This window comes from Sciscionella marina DSM 45152, assembly GCF_000379465.1.
GTDB classification, from domain to species: Bacteria; Actinomycetota; Actinomycetes; order Mycobacteriales; family Pseudonocardiaceae; genus Sciscionella; species Sciscionella marina.
On record NZ_KB905447.1, the window covers coordinates 50,791 to 67,348 of the forward strand.

Genomic DNA, 16,558 nt, shown 5'->3' on the forward strand with positions numbered 1-16,558 from the left:
CGAATCAATGACACAGCACCGCCGGGAGGCGCCGAGCTCCCCCAAGGAGCGAATGCGGTGACCGGTGAACTGGCGGATATCTGGCCGCTTTCCCCGCTGCAGGAAGGGATGTACTTCCACGCCGAGGGCAGCGCACCCGGCGCGGACGTGTACACCTCGCAACTGGTGGTGCATTTGGAGGGGAGGGTGGACCCATCGGCCATGCGCGCGGCCGCGGACGCGGTGCTCGCCAGGCATCCCGGGCTGCGGGCGAGTTTCCGCCGCCGCAAGACCGGCCAGCCGGTGCAGCTGATCGCGCGCGAATGCCGTGCCCCGTGGCGGGAAACCGAGACCGCGGACCTCACCGCGCTCGCGGAGGCCGAGCGAGAGACCGGGTTCGTCCTCGGCAGCGGACCGCTGCTGCGGTTCGTGCTCGCCCGCACCGGGCCCGGGCACGCGCTCGTGCTCACCTGTCACCACCTGCTGGTGGACGGCTGGTCCATGCCGGTGCTCGCCGAGGAATTCTTCGGGCACTACCTCGGTGCGGACCGGTTGCCGCCCGCACCCTCGTACAAGAAATTCCTTGCCTGGCACGCGAATCAGGACACGGCGGCGGCACGCACGGTCTGGCGGGAGCACCTCGCCGGGCTCGACGGACCGACGCTGCTGGCCCCCGGATCCGGAACACAGCGGCCGCGACAGCTGACCCGAACCCTGGACGCGGCACCCTTCACCGAGCTCGCCCGGTGCGCCGGGGTGACCCTCGCGACCGTGCTGCAGACGGCCTGGGCGGTGCTGCTCGGCAGGCTCACCGGCCGCACGGATGTGGTGTTCGGCTCGGTGAACTCGGGGCGGCCCGCGGAACTGGCCGGGGTGGAACGCATGGTCGGGCTGTTCGTCAACACCGTCCCGGTCCGGGTGCGGATCCGCGAGGCGGAAAGCTTCACCGCGTTGCTCGCCAGGGTGCACCGGGACCGGAACAGCCTGCTCGGCAGGGATTTCCTCGGGCTGGCCGACATTCAGCAGGCCGCGGGCGCCGAGCGGCTGTTCGACACGATCACCGCGTTCGAGAACTACCCGGCGCCGAAGGTCACCGGCTCGCTCGGCGAACTGCGGGTCGGCGCGGTGGAACTCACCGATGCCGCGCACTATCCGGTCACCCTCGTCGCGGCGGGCGGGGAGCGGCTGTGGCTGCGGCTGGACCACCGGCCGGACGTGGTGCCGGACGCGGCGGCCGGTGCGCTGTTCGACCGGCTCGAGCGGCTGTTGCAGGCGGTGGCGAGCCGGCCGGGAGAACCCTTGGCGCGCCTGGACATTCTCGCCCCGGCCGAACGCGAAAGGGTGCACACGCCGCCGCGCGCGGGCGCCGAGCCGCGCACGCTCGGCGCCCTGCTGGGCGAGGCGGCGCGGCGGCATCCCGAGATGCCCGCGGTACGCGAGAACGGCACCGAATTGCGGTACGCGGAGCTGGACGCGTTGGCGAACGGGCTCGCGCATGAACTCGCCACGCGGGGAGCCGGTCCCGAGGATCTGATCGCGGTGCTGCTTCCGCGCGGAATCGCGCAGCTGACCGCGGTGTGGGCGATCGCCAAGGCGGGGGCCGCCGTGCTGCCCATCGATCCGGAACTGCCCCGCGAACGGGTACGTGGCATCCTCGCCGAGGCGCGACCGGTGCTCGGCATCAGCGAAGCCGAACTCGCCTCCGGGTTGGACGGAATCTGGCTCGACGCCGTGTTCCCCGCCCGGCCGGAAGGTCCGCTTTCCTTGGCGCGCGCGGAAAACACCGCCTACGCCATCTACACCTCGGGTTCGACCGGAGTGCCCAAGGGCGTGCTCGTCACGCATTCCGGGCTCGCCGCCCTCGCCGAGCACATCCGGGCGCATGCCGGAATTCGCGCCGGATCACGCACCCTGGCCTTTGCCTCACCCAGCTTCGACGCCTCGGTGCTCGAACTGCTGCTCGCCGCGCACACCGGCTCGACCATGGTGATCGCCGGGCCGGAGCTCTACGGCGGCCCGGGGCTGGCCGAGCTGCTGAAACGGGAACGCGTGGACGCGGCGTTCCTCACCCCCTCCGCGCTGAGCAGCCTGCCCGCCACGGATCTCGGCATCGGCACCCTGCTGCTCGGCGGCGAACCACTCAGCGCGGACGCGGTGCGCCGCTGGGCGGGCGGGCGCCGCCTGCTCAACGTGTACGGGCCGACCGAGACCACGGTGTTCAGCCTCACCGCCACACTGGCGGAAAAGGATCCGGTGCATCTCGGCGAACCCATCCCGGGGACCGGAGCACTCGTCCTCGACGGCGCACTGCGACCGGTGCCCGATGGCGTGACCGGGGAGCTCTACCTGACCGGTGAGCGGGCCGGGATCGGGCGCGGTTACCTGGGCCGCCCTGGCCTGACCGCGAGCCGATTCGTGGCCTGCCCGTCCGGCGGGCGGATGTACCGCACCGGGGACCTGGTTCGCCGCGACGATGCGGGCCGGCTGGAGTACCTCGGCCGCGCCGACGGCCAGGTGAAGCTGCGCGGGCATCGGATCGAGCTCGGCGAGATCGAGGTCGTGCTCGCCGAACAGGACGGGGTGGCCGCGGCGGCTTGCGCGATACACGAGGGTGCTCACGGCGGGCAGCTGATCGGTTATGTGGTGCCCGAGGATCGGATGCCGGGAAGCGAGCGGCTACGCGGCGGGCTCGAACGGCGCCTGCCGTACTACATGGTGCCCGCGATGTTCGTGGAATTGGACCGGCTGCCGCGCACCGTGCAGGGCAAGCTCGATCGCGAACGGCTGCCCGCACCGGGGCGCGCGGTGGCGAAGGGCCGTGCACCGCGCAGCCCGCTCGAACACCGGCTCGCCGCGCTGTTCGCCGAACTGCTCGGCATCGAAGAGGTCGGCGCCGAGGACGGGTTCTTCGAGCTCGGCGGCACCTCCCTGCTGGCCACCAGGCTCGCCGCCCGTGCCCGCGCCGAACTCGGGATCGAGGTACCCATCCGCGCCCTGTTCGAGGCGTCCACAGTGGCCCTGCTCGCCGCGCGGCTCGACGAACAGGGCGAGACCGAACCGCCCCTGGAACCGGTGCTGGAACTGCGCACCGATGGCGCGGGCGAGCCGCTGTTCTGCGTGCATCCCGCCGTGGCTCTTTCCTGGTGCTACAGCGGACTGCTCGGGCACGTCGACGGCCCGGTGTACGGCCTGCAGGCGCGCGGCATCGCCGAACAGGAGCCGCTGCCCGGCACCCTCGCCGAGGCGGCGCACGACTACGCGGAGCGGATGCGCGTGCTCGCGTCCGGCCCGTACCGCTTGCTCGGCTGGTCGGTCGGCGGACTGCTCGCGCACGCGATCGCCACCCGGTTGCGGGAGCTCGGCGAGCGGGTGGAACTGCTGGCGCTGATGGACGCATACCCGATGCGCGCACACGGCGCGGCCCTCGGTGACCCGGATGTGGGTATCGCCCGGCTCGCCAGGGACATGGGGTTCACCCCTGCCGGGGAGGAACTGGACGCGGCGGGAGCGGCCCGGATGCTCACCGAGGCGGGCGGGGTGTTCGCCGGGTTGCGGGCCGAGCACATCGAACGGATGTACGCCGCGTACCTGAATCTCAATCACATCGCGCGCACGCATGAGCCTCCGTACTATGACGGGGACATGCTGCTGTTCACCGCGACACGGCGGGCCGGGGAGGTACCGGCGAGCTATACGGACTGGAAGCCGTACGTCGCGGGGGACATCGAGGTGTGCGAGGTCGACTGCGCGCATGCGGAGATGACCGAGCAGGGACCGCTCGCCGTTATCGGCGCGCGGCTGGCACAGAGGAAGGGAAGAGCATGACCAACCCGTTCGAGGACCCCGACGGCAGCTACTACGTCCTGGTCAACGAGGAAGGCCAGCACTCACTGTGGCCGAACTTCGTGGACGTGCCCGAAGGCTGGACCGTGGTGCACGGCGAGGACACCAGGGACGCCTGCCTCGAATACGTCGAACGCAACTGGACGGATATGCGGCCGAACAGCCTGATCCAGGCGATGGAGGATTCGTGAGCGAGCTTGCGAGCGAACCATTGGGTACAGCAGCGCCGCTCGCGGGGCTGACGAGCGTCAGCGAGGAGGATTCGTGACCGAGCAGGGGATCGCGCGGCGTTCGACCTGGCTGCGGTGCTATTTCCCGCGTCCCGATGCCGGGCTCCGGCTGGTGTGCTTCCCGCACGCGGGCGGTTCCGCGCCGTTCTTCCGGGCCTGGCAGCAGGAGATCAGCGAGTCCGTCGAGGTGCACGCGGTCGCCTATCCGGGCAGGGCCGAGCGCTTCACCGAGCCGCTCGTCGAGGACGCCCCGGCGATGGTCGCCGAGTTCGCCGGTGAACTGGAAGCCCTGCGGGACAAGCCGATCGCCCTGTTCGGGCACAGTATGGGAGCCTTCATCGCGTACGAGACGGCGCAGACCGTGGGCGGGATCGCGCACCTGTTCCTCTCCGGAGCGAACGCCCCACACCTGCGCTCGGGGTTCCCCTCGCTGCTGCATCCCGAGGACGAGGTGCTGGTCCGCAACATCACCTCGCTCGGTGGTTCGGCGAGCGAGATCCTGGCCGATCCGGAGATCCGGGAGCTCGTGGTGCCCGCGCTGCGCAGCGATCTCCGGCTCGCCGAGGGGTACGTCGACGAGCATTCCGGAAAGCTCTCCTGCCCGATCACCGCGCTGCTCGGCACCGACGACGACCGGACCCGCCTGGATTCGGTGCGCGGCTGGGCGGAGTACACCACGGGGCCGTTCGCGCTGCGGGAATACCAGGGGGACCACTTCTACTTGGAGGAGCACCGCGCGGACCTGCTCACCGAGCTCGCCGGGACGCTGACCGGCTGAACGACAGGCGGCATCCGATCCATCAGCTTCCCGGGCCGATCCTGCTGTATCTGGTGTCCGGACGGCTGATCGGTGGCGGTTCCGCTGGCCGTTGCCGGGCTGGGGCGCGGCCCGGGTGACCGGCGTCGTGCTGATCGTCGCCGGGCTGGTCCCGGTGACCTCGGCGTTCGCTGAATTCGTCAAGGCCGAGGGCACCCTGATCCCGGCCGCCCCGACCGAGCGCCTGGTGGTGACGGGGTTCAACCGCTACGTGCGCAATCCGATGTACGTGGGGCTGCCGCCGGCCATCCTCGGCCAGGCCCTGCTGTTCGGGAATTTCCGGTTGCTGATCGACGCCGCCGCGGCGTTCGTGCACAGGTACGAGGAGCCGACCCTGGCCCGCGCCGGTTCGGTGCCGAATACGAGCAGTACCGGCTGCGTCCCCGGACATCCGGTCCGGCCGAGCGCACACACCCGTGACCAGGCCATTTGCCATCCGAAGGGAGCTCGCGATGCCCCTGTCCGCCCGGCTCGCCCGGTTCGACCGGACGTCACCGACCCGCTTCTGGGCCGCCTCGCGCCGTGGTGCCCCGGTTTCGGGGTGATCTACCACCGCGGACGGCGTTCCTGCCGGGAATACCATAACCCGATCTGCGTGTTCCGCCGCCGCGGTGCCCACACCCGTTCGCGCCGTGCTCACCCTCGCCAAGGTCACCGAATTCCTGTACCTGTCGCCCGCGCGTGACTAGCCGCTACAGTCGGCGTGGCGCGTAGCGGTCGAGTTCGAACAGTTCGAACAGCGAGCGCGCGGTCTCGTCCAGTTCGGTGAGCAGCCGCTCGGTGCGCGGACGGCCGCCCGTTGAGCGGTATTTCAGCACGGTTTCCCCGATCCCGCCCAGGGTCTCCAGCAGTTCGCGGGCGGAGAGGTCGATGCCGTTCTCGGCCGCCTCGTGCCGCATCAGGTGCACGACACCGGCGGCGAGCACCCCGATGAGCTCGTGCACGGCGCAACGATGCGGGGTCCAGCGCCAGGGCGGGTTCGCCGGGCCCTGGAGCATCCGGAAGGTGCCGTCCAGGTGGTAGCGCGCGCGGTAGGCGGTGACCAGCTCGGCCACCGACCAGTCCTCGTGCGAGGTCACCAGCAGCTGTTTGCCGAAGTAGTCCTCGTCCACGCGAGCCCGGGTGAACTCGTCGATGCGCCACTCGACGGAATCCCCGGAAACGGCCGTGCTGAGCACCCGGTCCACCCACCGGTCCCGGGTGATCCGGGCGAGCTCGGCGCGGATGTGCTCACGCGGGCGTCCGCGCAGACCGTCCAGCCTGCGGGTGGCGGCGCGCAGGGACTTCTCGAAGGCGCGGGACTGGGCAGCGTGCAGCCGTTCGGAATGGGTGAGCACGACGCGCCGGTTGCCATCGTCCACCAGTTCCCGGGTGTCCAGCGCGGTGAGACCGGCGAACCGAGTGGGATCCACCGGAGTCCGCGCCGAGGCAGGCCTGGTGCGCAGCCCGGCATACTCGCCGATCGGCAGCGCGCCGAGGAAACGTCCGTGCAGACCGGCTCGCTGTTCGGCGTCGAACACCACGGTCGGATGGTTGCGCACCCCGAGCCGCCCGGCGAGCAGAGCCGCGGTCTGTTCGAACGGTTCGCCGTGCCGCGCCTGCGTTCCCTGGGTGTACGAGACGAGCGGGATCGCGCCGTCCCTGGTGACGAGCAGGGCGAGGTCGAAGTTCGGCACATCCACCGCGAGGGTCACCGGTTCGGCGGCGCCGAGGTGTTCCAGCAACCGGGCGGCGTGTGCCTGTTCGATGGTGGCCAGCCGATTCGCCGACAGCCGCCGCGCCAGCCGCCAGAATTCGGCGTCACTGACCAAGTCCGCCCGCACCCGGGGCCGGACGAACCGGGCGGCCGCCGAATCCCGCCACCACTGTTCCAAGGAGAGACCGGGGGCGGTCGCGCGGTGCAGTACCGCGAGCGCCAGCGCCATCCCGCGTCCGGGGGCCAGTTTTTCCACCGTGTCCACGAAACCCAGCCTGCGCAGGGTGGACCAGGTCGCGGCGACATCCCCGAACCGCAGATGCCGGGTGGAACGTGGAGAACCGGCGGACGCGGCCACCGCCTCCGAGATGTCCTCGCCCGTCCCGAGGTAGCGCTGCTCGGTGATCCGGGGTTTGCCGTCCACCCGTTCGGAGCGCACCAGATAGTAGTAGGTGCGCCCGCCGATATTTTTGCCGACGATCGAGGACACACTTTAGGTAATACGCGCCGAACACCCGATTGGCAAGCCGCGAGCAGCGCAAACACTCGCGCCGGGAAGGGTCTTCCGGCCGGGTGGTGGAAGCGGGCGGTCGCCGCGGCTTAGCGTCATGGGCATGGTGGAACCGAACGCGTCCGCGGTGCGCAGGGCGCTGGCCAGGGCCAGGGACGGCAAGACGATCGATGTGGACGAGGCCGCGGTGCTGCTGCACGCGCGCGGGCCCGAACTCGAGACGCTCACCGAGCACGCGAGCCGGGTGCGGGACGCGGGCCTGGCCGAGCTGGACCGCGCGAAGGTGATCACCTACAGCCGCTCGGTGTTCATCCCGCTGACCCGGTTGTGCCGGGACCGGTGCGGTTACTGCACGTTCGTCACCGTTCCGGGACGGCTGGAATCCCCATACCTCTCCCCGGACGAGGTGCTCGACATCGCCCGCAAGGGCGCGGCCACCGGGTGCACCGAAGCGCTGTTCACCCTCGGCGACCGTCCGGAGGACCGGTGGAGCGCGGCCCGGGACTGGCTGGACGCGCACGGGTACGACGACACGCTCTCCTACGTGCGGGCCATGTCGATCCGGGTGCTCGAGGAGACCGGCCTGCTGCCGCACCTGAATCCGGGAGTGCTGGGCTGGCAGGACTTCCAGCGGCTCAAACCCGTCGCCGCCTCGATGGGGATGATGCTCGAGACCACCGCGCGCCGGCTGTTCACCGAGAAGGGCGGTCCGCATTTCGGTTCCCCGGACAAGGATCCGGAGGTCCGGCTGCGTGTGCTCGAGGACGCGGGCCGCACCTCGGTCCCGTTCACCACCGGACTGCTCATCGGGATCGGTGAGACGCACACCGAGCGCGCCGAGTCGATCTTCGCGATCCGCCGGATATCCCGCGAATACGGCGGCATTCAGGAAGTCATCATGCAGAACTTCCGCGCGAAACCGGACACCAAGATGCGCGCGGTCCCGGATGCCGAACTCGAGGAACTGGCCGCGGCCATCGCGGTCGCCCGGCTGGTACTCGGCCCGAAGATGCGCATTCAGGCTCCGCCGAACCTGATCGGCAGGCAATACGAGCTGATGCTGCGCGCGGGAATCGACGACTGGGGCGGGGTCTCCCCGGTCACCCCGGACCACGTCAACCCGGAACTGGCCTGGCCGCAGATCGAGGAGTTGACCAAGCACACCGAGGCGGCCGGGTACACGATGAGCGAACGGCTGCCGATCTATCCGGAGTACGTGCGCCTCGGCGAGCCATGGCTGGATCCCCGGCTGCGCGGGCATGTGGACGCCCTCGCCGATCCGGAAACCGGTCTGGTCAAGGAGAACGCCGCACCGGCCGGGATTCCGTGGCAGGAACCGGATGGCGGACTCGCCGAGTACGGGCGCACCGAACTGCACGTCGAGGTGGATTCGCAGGGCCGCAGCAGCGACCGGCGCAGTGACTTCGACTCGGTCTACGGCGACTGGGAACAGTTGCGCGGGAAGATCAAGGCGGCCAAGGCGCCGAGCCGGATGGACGCGGAGATCGCGGAAGCCCTGCGGCGCGCCGAGAAGGACCCGGCCGGGCTCTCCGATGCCGACGCGCTGGCCCTGTTGCACGCGGACGGGGACGAACTCGAGGCCCTTGCCGGGCTCGCGGACGGGCTGCGCGCGCAGACCTGCGGGGACGACGTCACCTTCGTGGTCACGCGCAACATCAACTTCACCAACGTCTGTTACACCGGCTGCCGGTTCTGCGCGTTCGCTCAGCGGCGCACCGATGCGGACGCCTTCACCCTTTCCCTTGGCCAGGTGGGGGACCGGGTGGACCAGGCCTGGGAAGCAGGCGCGACCGAGATCTGCATGCAGGGCGGTATTCACCCGGACATGCCCGGGACCGCGTACTTCGACCTCGCGGAGGAGGTGAAGCGCCGCCGCCCGGACATCCACCTGCACGCCTACAGCCCGATGGAGGTGGTGAACGGCGCCTCGCGCACCAACCTGTCCGTCCGGGAATGGCTCGGCCGGGTCAAGGAGGCAGGTGTCGACTCGCTGCCCGGCACCGCCGCGGAGATCCTGGACGACGACATCCGCTGGGTGCTCACCAAGGGCAAACTGCCCGCCTCGAGCTGGATCGAGGTCATCTCCACCGCGCACGAGCTCGGCATCCCGACGACATCCACCATGATGTACGGGCACGTGGACACCCCCGAGCACTGGATCGGGCATATCAAACTGATCGCCGATCTGCAGCGCCGTGCCCTGGAGAAGACCGGAAAGCGCGGGTTCACCGAATTCGTGCTGCTCCCGTTCATCCACCAGAGCTCGCCCATCTACCTCGCCGGACTGGCCCGGCCGGGCCCGACCGCGCGGGAGAACCGGGCGGTGCACGCCCTGGCGCGACTGCTGCTGCACGGCCTGATCGACAACATCCAGTGCTCCTGGGTCAAGCTCGGCGAGCAGACCTGCCGCGCGGTGTTGCAGGGCGGGGTCAACGACATCGGCGGCACGCTGATGGAGGAGACGATCAGCCGGATGGCCGGCGCGGACAACGGTTCCTACAAGACGATCACCGATCTAGAATCGATCGTGGAACCGATCGGGCGCCCGCTCGTGCAGCGCACCACCGGATACGGCCGCCCCTCGAGCGAGCGAATGACCGCCGCTCGCGCCAGTGACGGTGTCACCAGCGCGGTGCGCCGTCCGCTGCCGCTGCTGACCTGATCCCCGAGGGGCGATCCGCGCGGCTCAGCCGAAGAAGGCGCCGAGTCGCGCGGCGACCTCCCCGGGCTGATCCTCCTGCAGGAAATGCCCGGCGCCCGGCACGAGCTCCAGCCGCGCTCCCGGGATCGCCTCGGTGAGCCGCTTGCCCTGCTCGGCGGACAACCAGGCGTCCTGCTCGCCCCACAGCACGAGGGTCGGCGTGTCGAGTTCGCCGAAGCGCTGTTCGAGTTCGCTGGTGTGCGCGAAATCGAACTGGCCGACCTGCCGGTAGTAGGCGGCCTGTCCCTCGGTGCCGAGCCAGGGCCGCAGATACGGGGCGAGCGCGGCCTCCTCGATCTCGGTGGCGAACGCGGTGCGCAGGTGCCCGGCGACCAGGTGGGCGTGGATGTGCTCGGGCACTCCGGCGAAGGCATCGAGGTGGCGCCCGACGTGGGCGGTGAACGGAGTGAGCCAGTCGATCAGCGCCGCGTCGCAGAGCGCGATGCGGGCGAAGCTCCGACCGTCGATCAGCGCGGCGCGCATGACCACGGCCGCGCCGATGTCGTGCCCGGCGACGTACGGCCGGGACAGTCCCCATTCGTCCAGCAGTTCACCGAATACTCGGGCCTGCGCCGGGTTCGAGACATCCTGGCCCGCGTACCGGTCGGAGTAGCCGTAGCCGGGCAGATCGTAGGTGTACACCCGGAACCGGCCGGCGAGCTGGTCCACGACCCCGCGCCACAGGTACGAGGAGGCGGGGGTGCCGTGGACGAGCACCAGCGGATCGCCGGTGCCGCGCACGTCGTAGGCCACGGTTCCCGCGGAGGACTCGAATCGGTGCTCTGGCTGCCATGCGTTGTTCGTCATGCCATGATCCTGCGTCCGTCAATCGTTCGCGTCCAACGATGGTTCACGATAGGATCGATCGCGTATCCAGATAGGAGTGCGGATGGAACTGCGGCACCTGGTCACCTTCCGCGCGGTCGCGCAGGGGCTGAGCTTCACCGGTGCGGCCAGCCGGCTCGGTTATGTGCAGTCGGCGGTCACCCAGCATGTGAAGGCCCTGGAGGAGGAGCTCGGGGTGCCGCTGTTCGACCGGCTCGGCAGGCGGATCGCGCTGACCGAGGCGGGCACCCGGCTGTTCGACTACGCCACCCGTATCGACCGGCTCGCCGAGGAGGCCGCGGATGTGGTGCGCGGGCCCGGCGAACCCGAGGGACCGGTCACCGTGATCGCGCCGGAAACCCTCTGCGCCTACCGGCTTCCGCCGCTGCTGCACCGGCTCTACCGGGAGCATCCGCGGGTCCGGCTCGCGTTCGAGTCGAGCCCGAGCGGGGCGCTCGACGCCGGGCTCGTGCGGCGGCTCGCGGGCGGTGAGCTCGATCTCGCCCTCGTGCTCGAGGAAACGCTCGAACCGGCCGCGCCATTGGCCGCCGAACTGTTCACCGAGGAACCGCTTTCCCTTGTCACCGCACCGGATCATCCGCTTGCGGACAACCCGCGGGTCACCGCACCGGATCTGGACGGGGCACCGATGTTGTTGACCGACAAAGGATGCCGGTTCCGGGGCGCGCTGGAGCGCGCACTGACCGGGCACCCCTGCCGCCCGGATGTGGTGGGCGAGTTCGCCAGCAACGAGACGATCAAGCGGGTGGCCGCGGCGGGCGGGACGATCGGTGTGGTCGCCTCGGCCTCGGTCGAATCGGAACTCGCCTCCGGGACACTGCGGGAACTCGTCTGGGCGGGCAGTCCGCTCGCGGTGCGTTCCTACCTCGTCCGGAATTCCGCGCGCTGGCCGCGTCCCGCCGTCGAGGCGGTGCTCGGCACCTTCCGTTCGGTGCGCTGAGCGCGGTGCTCAGCGCACGGCGGGGATGATTTCGCTGCCGTACGCGGCGAGGGTGCGCTCCCGCTGATCGTGCATGAGGTAGAGGGCGAACTGGTCCACCCCGAGCTCGGCGAGTTCGGCAAGCCGATCCCGGTGCGCGCTCGCCGGCCCGGTGAGGCAGAACCGGTCCACGATCTCATCGGGCACGAACTCGGTGTCCGGATTGCCCGCGCGACCGTGATGGGCGTAGTCGTAGCCCTGCCGCCCGGCGATGTAGTCGGTGAGCGCCTTGGGTACCGACCCCTCGTCGCCGTACCGTTCGACCAAATCGGCCACGTGATTGCCCACCATGCCGCCGAACCAACGCAATTGTTCGCGCTGGTGCGCCAGATCGGTACCCACGTACGCGGGCGCGGCCACGCACATCCGCACCTCGGCGGGATCCCGCCCGGCCTGTTCGGCGGCCGCGCGCACCGAACCGATCGTCCAGCGCGCGATGTCCGGATCCGCGGTCTGCAGGATGAAACCGTCCGCGAGCTCACCGACCATGCGCAGTGCCTTCGGTCCATAGGCGGCCATCCACACCGGCAACTGACCGTCCCGCACCCAGGGCAGCCGCACCTTGGTTCCCTCCCGCTCGATTTCCCTTCCCTCGGCCAGATCCCGGATCACACCGATCGATTCGCCGAGCATGGCCAGGGTCACCGGTTTGCGCCCGATCACCCGCTGCGCCGAATCACCACGCCCGATCCCGCACACGGTCCGGTTGCCGTACATATCGTTGAGCGTGGCGAACAGGCTCGCGGTGACCGACCAGTCCCGGGTGATCGGGTTGGTCACCATCGGGCCGACGATCAGTTCACTGGTCGCGGCCAGGATGCTCGAGTAGATGACGAACGGTTCCTGCCACAGCACGCAGGAATCGAAGGTCCAGCCGTAGCCGAAGCCGTTGTCCTCCCCGGCCCGCATCAGTTCGACGACGGTGCTTGCCGGTGGATCCGTTTGCAGCACCAATCCGAAATCCATCGCTACCTCAACAATTGACAGGAATCGCGGGACAGGAACTTTCCGTGACCCTTGCGGCCGCGGAACTCGCCACCGGAGATCACCACCGATCCGCGGGACAGAACCGTGTCGACCCTTCCGGTCACCCGCATTCCCTCGTACGCGGAATAGTCCACGTTCATGTGGTGCGTGTTCACCGAGAGCACCTGTTCTGCCGCCGGGTCGTAGACCACGATGTCCGCGTCCGAACCGGGCGCCAGCACGCCCTTTTTCGGGTAGAGGCCGAACATTCGCGCCGGGGTGGTCGCGCAGGTGTCCACCCAGCGGGCCAGCGAGAGCTCACCGGCGACCACACCCTGGTGCAGCAGGTCCATCCGGTGCTCCACGCCGGGAATTCCGTTGGGGATCTTGGTGAAATCCTCGCGGCCGAGTTGTTTCTCCTCGTTGAAACAGAACGGGCAGTGGTCGGTCGAGACCACCGAGAGATCATTCGTGCGCAGGCCTTTCCACAGGCTCGGCTGATGCGATTTCTCCCGCAGCGGGGGAGAAGCGACGTATTTCGCGCCCTCGAAATCCGGACGGGCCAGATCCTCGATGGAAAGGTACAGATACTGCGGGCAGGTCTCGGCGAACACATCGCGTCCGGCGTCCCGTGCCTCGCTCACCGCCTCCAGGGCCTGGTGCGCGGACAGGTGCACGATGTACAGCGGTGCCCGGGTCACCTCGGCGAGCCGGATCGCCCGGGACGTCGCCTCACCCTCGAGCTCCGGCGGACGGGTCAGCCCGTGCTGTACCGGTTCGGTGCGCCCGGAGGCGAGCGCCTTCGCGGCCAGCTCGTCGATCGCGATGCCGTTCTCCGCGTGCATCATGATCAGCCCGCCGATCTCGGCCGCGGTGTCCATGGCACGCAGGATCTCCCCGTCGGTGGAGTACAACGCACCCGGATAGGCCATGAACAGCTTGAAGGAGTTCACCCCGCGATCCAGGCAGGTGCGCATCTCCTTGAGGGTGCCATCGTTCACGTCGGACAGGATCATGTGGAAGCCGTAGTCGATGGCGCACTGGCCCTCCGCTTTGGCATGCCAGGCATCCAATGTGGACTCGAGCCCGGTTCCCTTCTCCTGCTTGGGGAAATCGATGATCGTGGTGGTGCCGCCCCAGGCCGCGGCCCGGGTCCCGGTCTCGAAGGTGTCCACCGCGAACGCCCCGCCGAAGGGCATCTCCATGTGCGTGTGCGCATCGATCCCGCCGGGGAGCACATATTTGCCGCGTGCGTCGATCCGCTCCTCGACCCCGCCGAGTTCGGTGCCGGGTTGCAGCAGGGCGGCGATCGTCTCGCCCTCCACGAGCACGTCCGCGGCGAACGGACCGGAGGCGGCGAGCACGGTGCCACCGTGAATGAGCGTCCTGCTCATGGGCGATGATTCGCTCGTGAACTCGCTCTGTATCGATGATTCGCTCGTGAACTCGCTCATGGCTGCACCAGCGATTCGTAGGTCTCCGGGCGGCGATCCCGGTAGAACTGCCACAGATCACGCACCTCGGTGAGCGCGCCCATGTCCAGATCGCGCACGAGCAGCTCCTCCTCGTCCTCCGAAGCGATCTCCCCGACGTACTGACCGCGCGGATCGGCGAAATAGGACTGACCGTAGAAGTCGTTGTCGCCCAAGGTTTCAGTGCCGATCCGGTTGATTGTGCCCACGAAGTACTCGTTGGCCACGGCGGCGGCGCGCTGCTCCAGGTGCCACAGATAAGCGGAAAGCCCGCGGGAGGTGGCCGAGGGATTGAACACGATCCGCGCCCCGGCGAGTCCGAGTGCCCGCCAGCCTTCCGGGAAATGCCGTTCGTAGCAGATGTACACGCCGATCCGGCCGACCGCGGTGTCGAACACCGGATAGCCGCCGTTGCCTGGCCGGAAGTAGAACTTCTCCCAGAATCCCTTCACCTGCGGGATGTGGTTCTTGCGGTGTTTGCCGAGATACCGGCCGTCGGCGTCGATCACGGCCGCCGTGTTGTAGTAGACGCCCGGCTGCTCCTGCTCGTACATCGGCGCTATGATCACGATTCCGTGGTTCTTCGCGGTCTCGCACAGCAGCCGGGTGGTCGGCCCGTCCGGGATCTGCTCGGTGTAGGAGTAGTAGTCGGTGTCCTGTACCTGACAAAAATACGGGCCATAGAACAGTTCCTGCAGGCACACCACACCCGCACCGGCCGATGCGGCCTGTTCCACGTAGCGCACCGCGGCCTCGGTCATCGACTCCTTGTCGCCGGTCCACCGCTGCTGGACGAGCGCCGCCCGAACGATCTCCGTCATTGCAGACCTCGCTTTCTCGAATTCGGCGGCGCGAGCAGCACCGCGATCACCAACCCCGCGACCAGACCGATTCCGGTGCTGTAGTCGTAAAGGGGACGGAGGAAGGGAATGAGACCGTCCACGGGGAACGGCCCCTTGCCTGGATCGGAATAGGCGCCGCCGACCGAGAGCACCGCGGCGAGCACGGCGGCCAGTACGGCGCGCCAGTTCCAGCCGCCGCGGTACCAGTAGCGCCCGCCCGCGCCGCGGAACAGATCCGGCACGTGCAACTCGGTCCTGGCCAGCAGCCAGTACCCGGCGATCAGCACACCGGCCACCGAGGCGACCAGCCCGCCGTAGAAGCCGAGCCAGGTGTAGATGTAGATGTTCGGATCCGCGAGCAGCCGCCACGGCTGGATCACCACGGCGATCACGCTGGCGATCACCGCCCCGGTGCGGAATCCGATGAACCGGGGTGCGGCATTGGCGAACACGTAGGAGGGACTGACCACATCGGAGGCGATGGTGGCGCTCATCGTGCCGAGCAGCGCCACCAGCAGACCGAGGATCACCGCGACCGGGTTGTCGAAGCGAGCCGCGAGCTCGACCGGATCCCAGATCGGGGCCCCGTAGACCACCGCGCTGGCCGAGGTCACCGCGATAGAGACCAGGGAGATCCAGGTCATCGCGGTCGGCAGGCCCAGTGCCTGGCCGAGCCCTTGTGCCCGCTGGTTCTTGGCGAACCGCGAGAAGTCCGGCATGTTCAGCGACATGGTCGCCCAGAACGCGAGCATGCTCATCAGCGAGGGCGGGAAGACGGCCCAGAATTCCGCGCCCCAGCCCAGTTTCGACGGCTGAGACAAGATGGGGCCGACTCCACCCGCCCGGATCAGCATCCACACCAGCAGTGCCGCGAAAGTGAGCGTCAGCAGCGGCGCGGCGAACACCTCGAAGCGCCGCAGCGCCTGCATCCCGCGCCACACCACGAACAGCTGCAACAGCATGAAGACCGCGAAACACAGCCATTGTGTCCACGGATAGTCGCCGAGCCGTCCCGCTTGGGTCCATCCTCGGCCGGCGAGCTGGCCGACGATCACGTAGATGGCCTGCCCACCGATCCAGGTCTGAATGCCGAACCAGCCGCAGGCGACCAGTCCGCGGGCGAGTCCGGCGAAGTGCGCCCCGCGCATCCCGAACACCGCACGGGTGTAGACCGGGAAACCGATTCCGTACTTGGTTCCGGCGTGTGAGTTCAGCAGCAGCGGGATGAGCACGAGCAGATTGGCGAGCGCGACGGTGATCAGTGCCTGCACCCAGTTCATCCCCACCGCGATGAGCCCGGAGGCGAGCAGATACGCGGGGATGCACTGCGACATGCTGGTCCACATCAGCGCGAAATGCCGGGTGCTCCAGGTCCGCTGAGCGGGCGGGACCGGCCTGGTGTCCTCGCTGAGATAGCGGGCATCCGGGGCGGCGCCCTCGATGCTCAGCTCGGCGGCGTCCATGGCTTCATCCTGCTGTCGGGAACCGCGCCGCAAGAACTGACACCTTGTGCACTATTGGGTGATGCACGACACACAGTGCCCGTTGTGGCCGCTACTCGGGTGTCCCCGTGGTCGCGGTGATGTGGCGGGAGAACTGTCCGCCGGGACCGGTGACGGCGGCTGCGACCGCATCGGCGTGCGACGGTGGAGCAG

12 protein-coding genes are annotated in these 16,558 nt (G+C 69.1%); 6 read left to right on the forward strand and 6 right to left on the reverse strand.

Translation table 11 applies throughout. From position 1 onward, the window contains the following. Positions 1 to 57: 57 nt before the first annotated feature. From A37U_RS0137835 to A37U_RS53295, 4 genes are all read left to right on the forward strand, one after another. On the forward strand, positions 58 to 3,804 hold the full coding sequence (locus tag A37U_RS0137835) for a non-ribosomal peptide synthetase (protein ID WP_020501848.1): 3,747 nt from the start codon (positions 58 to 60) through the stop codon (positions 3,802 to 3,804). After that, the gene (locus A37U_RS0137840) at positions 3,801 to 4,013 is read left to right on the forward strand and encodes an MbtH family protein (protein WP_020501849.1); all 213 of its coding nucleotides are present in this window, start codon (positions 3,801 to 3,803) and stop codon (positions 4,011 to 4,013) included. The genes A37U_RS0137835 and A37U_RS0137840 overlap by 4 nt, the downstream gene beginning before the upstream one ends. A gap of 73 nt (positions 4,014 to 4,086) precedes the next feature. After that, positions 4,087 to 4,830 carry a thioesterase II family protein gene (locus tag A37U_RS0137845; RefSeq protein WP_020501850.1) on the forward strand — a complete coding sequence of 248 codons (744 nt, stop codon included), beginning with the start codon at positions 4,087 to 4,089 and terminating at the stop codon, positions 4,828 to 4,830. 115 nt (positions 4,831 to 4,945) lie between these two features. Then, entirely contained in the window at positions 4,946 to 5,554 is a 609-nt protein-coding gene (locus A37U_RS53295; RefSeq protein WP_051111842.1) for a methyltransferase family protein, read from the forward strand. Between the two features lie 7 nt (positions 5,555 to 5,561). Here the strand turns inward: A37U_RS53295 and A37U_RS0137855 are convergent, their stop codons facing one another. Continuing rightward, complete coding sequence (locus tag A37U_RS0137855; RefSeq protein WP_020501851.1) at positions 5,562 to 7,055, reverse strand: IS1634 family transposase; 1,494 nt, start codon at positions 7,053 to 7,055, stop codon at positions 5,562 to 5,564. Between the two features lie 118 nt (positions 7,056 to 7,173). On the opposite strand from A37U_RS0137855, the gene A37U_RS0137860 reads away from it, so the two are divergent. Next, positions 7,174 to 9,759, forward strand: a complete 2,586-nt coding sequence (locus A37U_RS0137860; protein ID WP_020501852.1) for a bifunctional FO biosynthesis protein CofGH — start codon at positions 7,174 to 7,176, stop codon at positions 9,757 to 9,759. Positions 9,760 to 9,783: 24 nt separating this feature from the next. Here A37U_RS0137860 and A37U_RS0137865 read toward each other — a convergent pair whose 3' ends face one another. Further along, entirely contained in the window at positions 9,784 to 10,605 is an 822-nt protein-coding gene (locus A37U_RS0137865) for an alpha/beta fold hydrolase (protein ID WP_020501853.1), read from the reverse strand. An 82-nt stretch (positions 10,606 to 10,687) separates the two neighbouring features. On the opposite strand from A37U_RS0137865, the gene A37U_RS47470 reads away from it, so the two are divergent. Beyond that, entirely contained in the window at positions 10,688 to 11,584 is an 897-nt protein-coding gene (locus A37U_RS47470; protein WP_020501854.1) for a LysR family transcriptional regulator, read from the forward strand. A 9-nt stretch (positions 11,585 to 11,593) separates the two neighbouring features. Here the strand turns inward: A37U_RS47470 and A37U_RS0137875 are convergent, their stop codons facing one another. From A37U_RS0137875 to A37U_RS0137890, 4 genes are read right to left on the reverse strand one after another with little or no spacing between them, the layout of a single operon-like run. Next, positions 11,594 to 12,589 (reverse strand): TIGR03842 family LLM class F420-dependent oxidoreductase, encoded by a 996-nt coding sequence (locus A37U_RS0137875; RefSeq protein WP_020501855.1) that lies wholly within the window; start codon positions 12,587 to 12,589, stop codon positions 11,594 to 11,596. Positions 12,590 to 12,591: 2 nt separating this feature from the next. Beyond that, positions 12,592 to 13,983: a dihydropyrimidinase gene (gene hydA, locus A37U_RS0137880; RefSeq protein WP_026198037.1), complete on the reverse strand. Its 1,392-nt coding sequence runs from the start codon at positions 13,981 to 13,983 to the stop codon at positions 12,592 to 12,594. 56 nt (positions 13,984 to 14,039) lie between these two features. Further along, positions 14,040 to 14,882: a nitrilase-related carbon-nitrogen hydrolase gene (locus A37U_RS0137885; protein ID WP_020501857.1), complete on the reverse strand. Its 843-nt coding sequence runs from the start codon at positions 14,880 to 14,882 to the stop codon at positions 14,040 to 14,042. Further along, a complete protein-coding gene (locus tag A37U_RS0137890) occupies positions 14,879 to 16,366 on the reverse strand; it encodes an NCS1 family nucleobase:cation symporter-1 (protein ID WP_020501858.1) in 1,488 nt (495 codons plus the stop codon). Before A37U_RS0137890 ends, A37U_RS0137885 begins: the two co-directional genes overlap by 4 nt. Between the last annotated feature and the right edge of the window lie 192 nt (positions 16,367 to 16,558).

Excerpts from the sequence above, each read along its gene's own strand:
- A37U_RS0137840 (WP_020501849.1), top strand. The coding sequence starts at position 3,801 with ATGACCAACCCGTTCGAGGACCCCGACGGCAGCTACTACGTCCTGGTC.
- A37U_RS0137860 (WP_020501852.1), top strand. The coding sequence starts at position 7,174 with ATGGGCATGGTGGAACCGAACGCGTCCGCGGTGCGCAGGGCGCTGGCC.
- A37U_RS0137865 (WP_020501853.1), bottom strand. The coding sequence starts at position 10,605 with ATGACGAACAACGCATGGCAGCCAGAGCACCGATTCGAGTCCTCCGCG.
- A37U_RS47470 (WP_020501854.1), top strand. The coding sequence starts at position 10,688 with ATGGAACTGCGGCACCTGGTCACCTTCCGCGCGGTCGCGCAGGGGCTG.
- A37U_RS0137875 (WP_020501855.1), bottom strand. The coding sequence starts at position 12,589 with ATGGATTTCGGATTGGTGCTGCAAACGGATCCACCGGCAAGCACCGTC.
- hydA (WP_026198037.1), bottom strand. The coding sequence starts at position 13,983 with ATGAGCAGGACGCTCATTCACGGTGGCACCGTGCTCGCCGCCTCCGGT.
- A37U_RS0137885 (WP_020501857.1), bottom strand. The coding sequence starts at position 14,882 with ATGACGGAGATCGTTCGGGCGGCGCTCGTCCAGCAGCGGTGGACCGGC.
- A37U_RS0137890 (WP_020501858.1), bottom strand. The coding sequence starts at position 16,366 with ATGGACGCCGCCGAGCTGAGCATCGAGGGCGCCGCCCCGGATGCCCGC.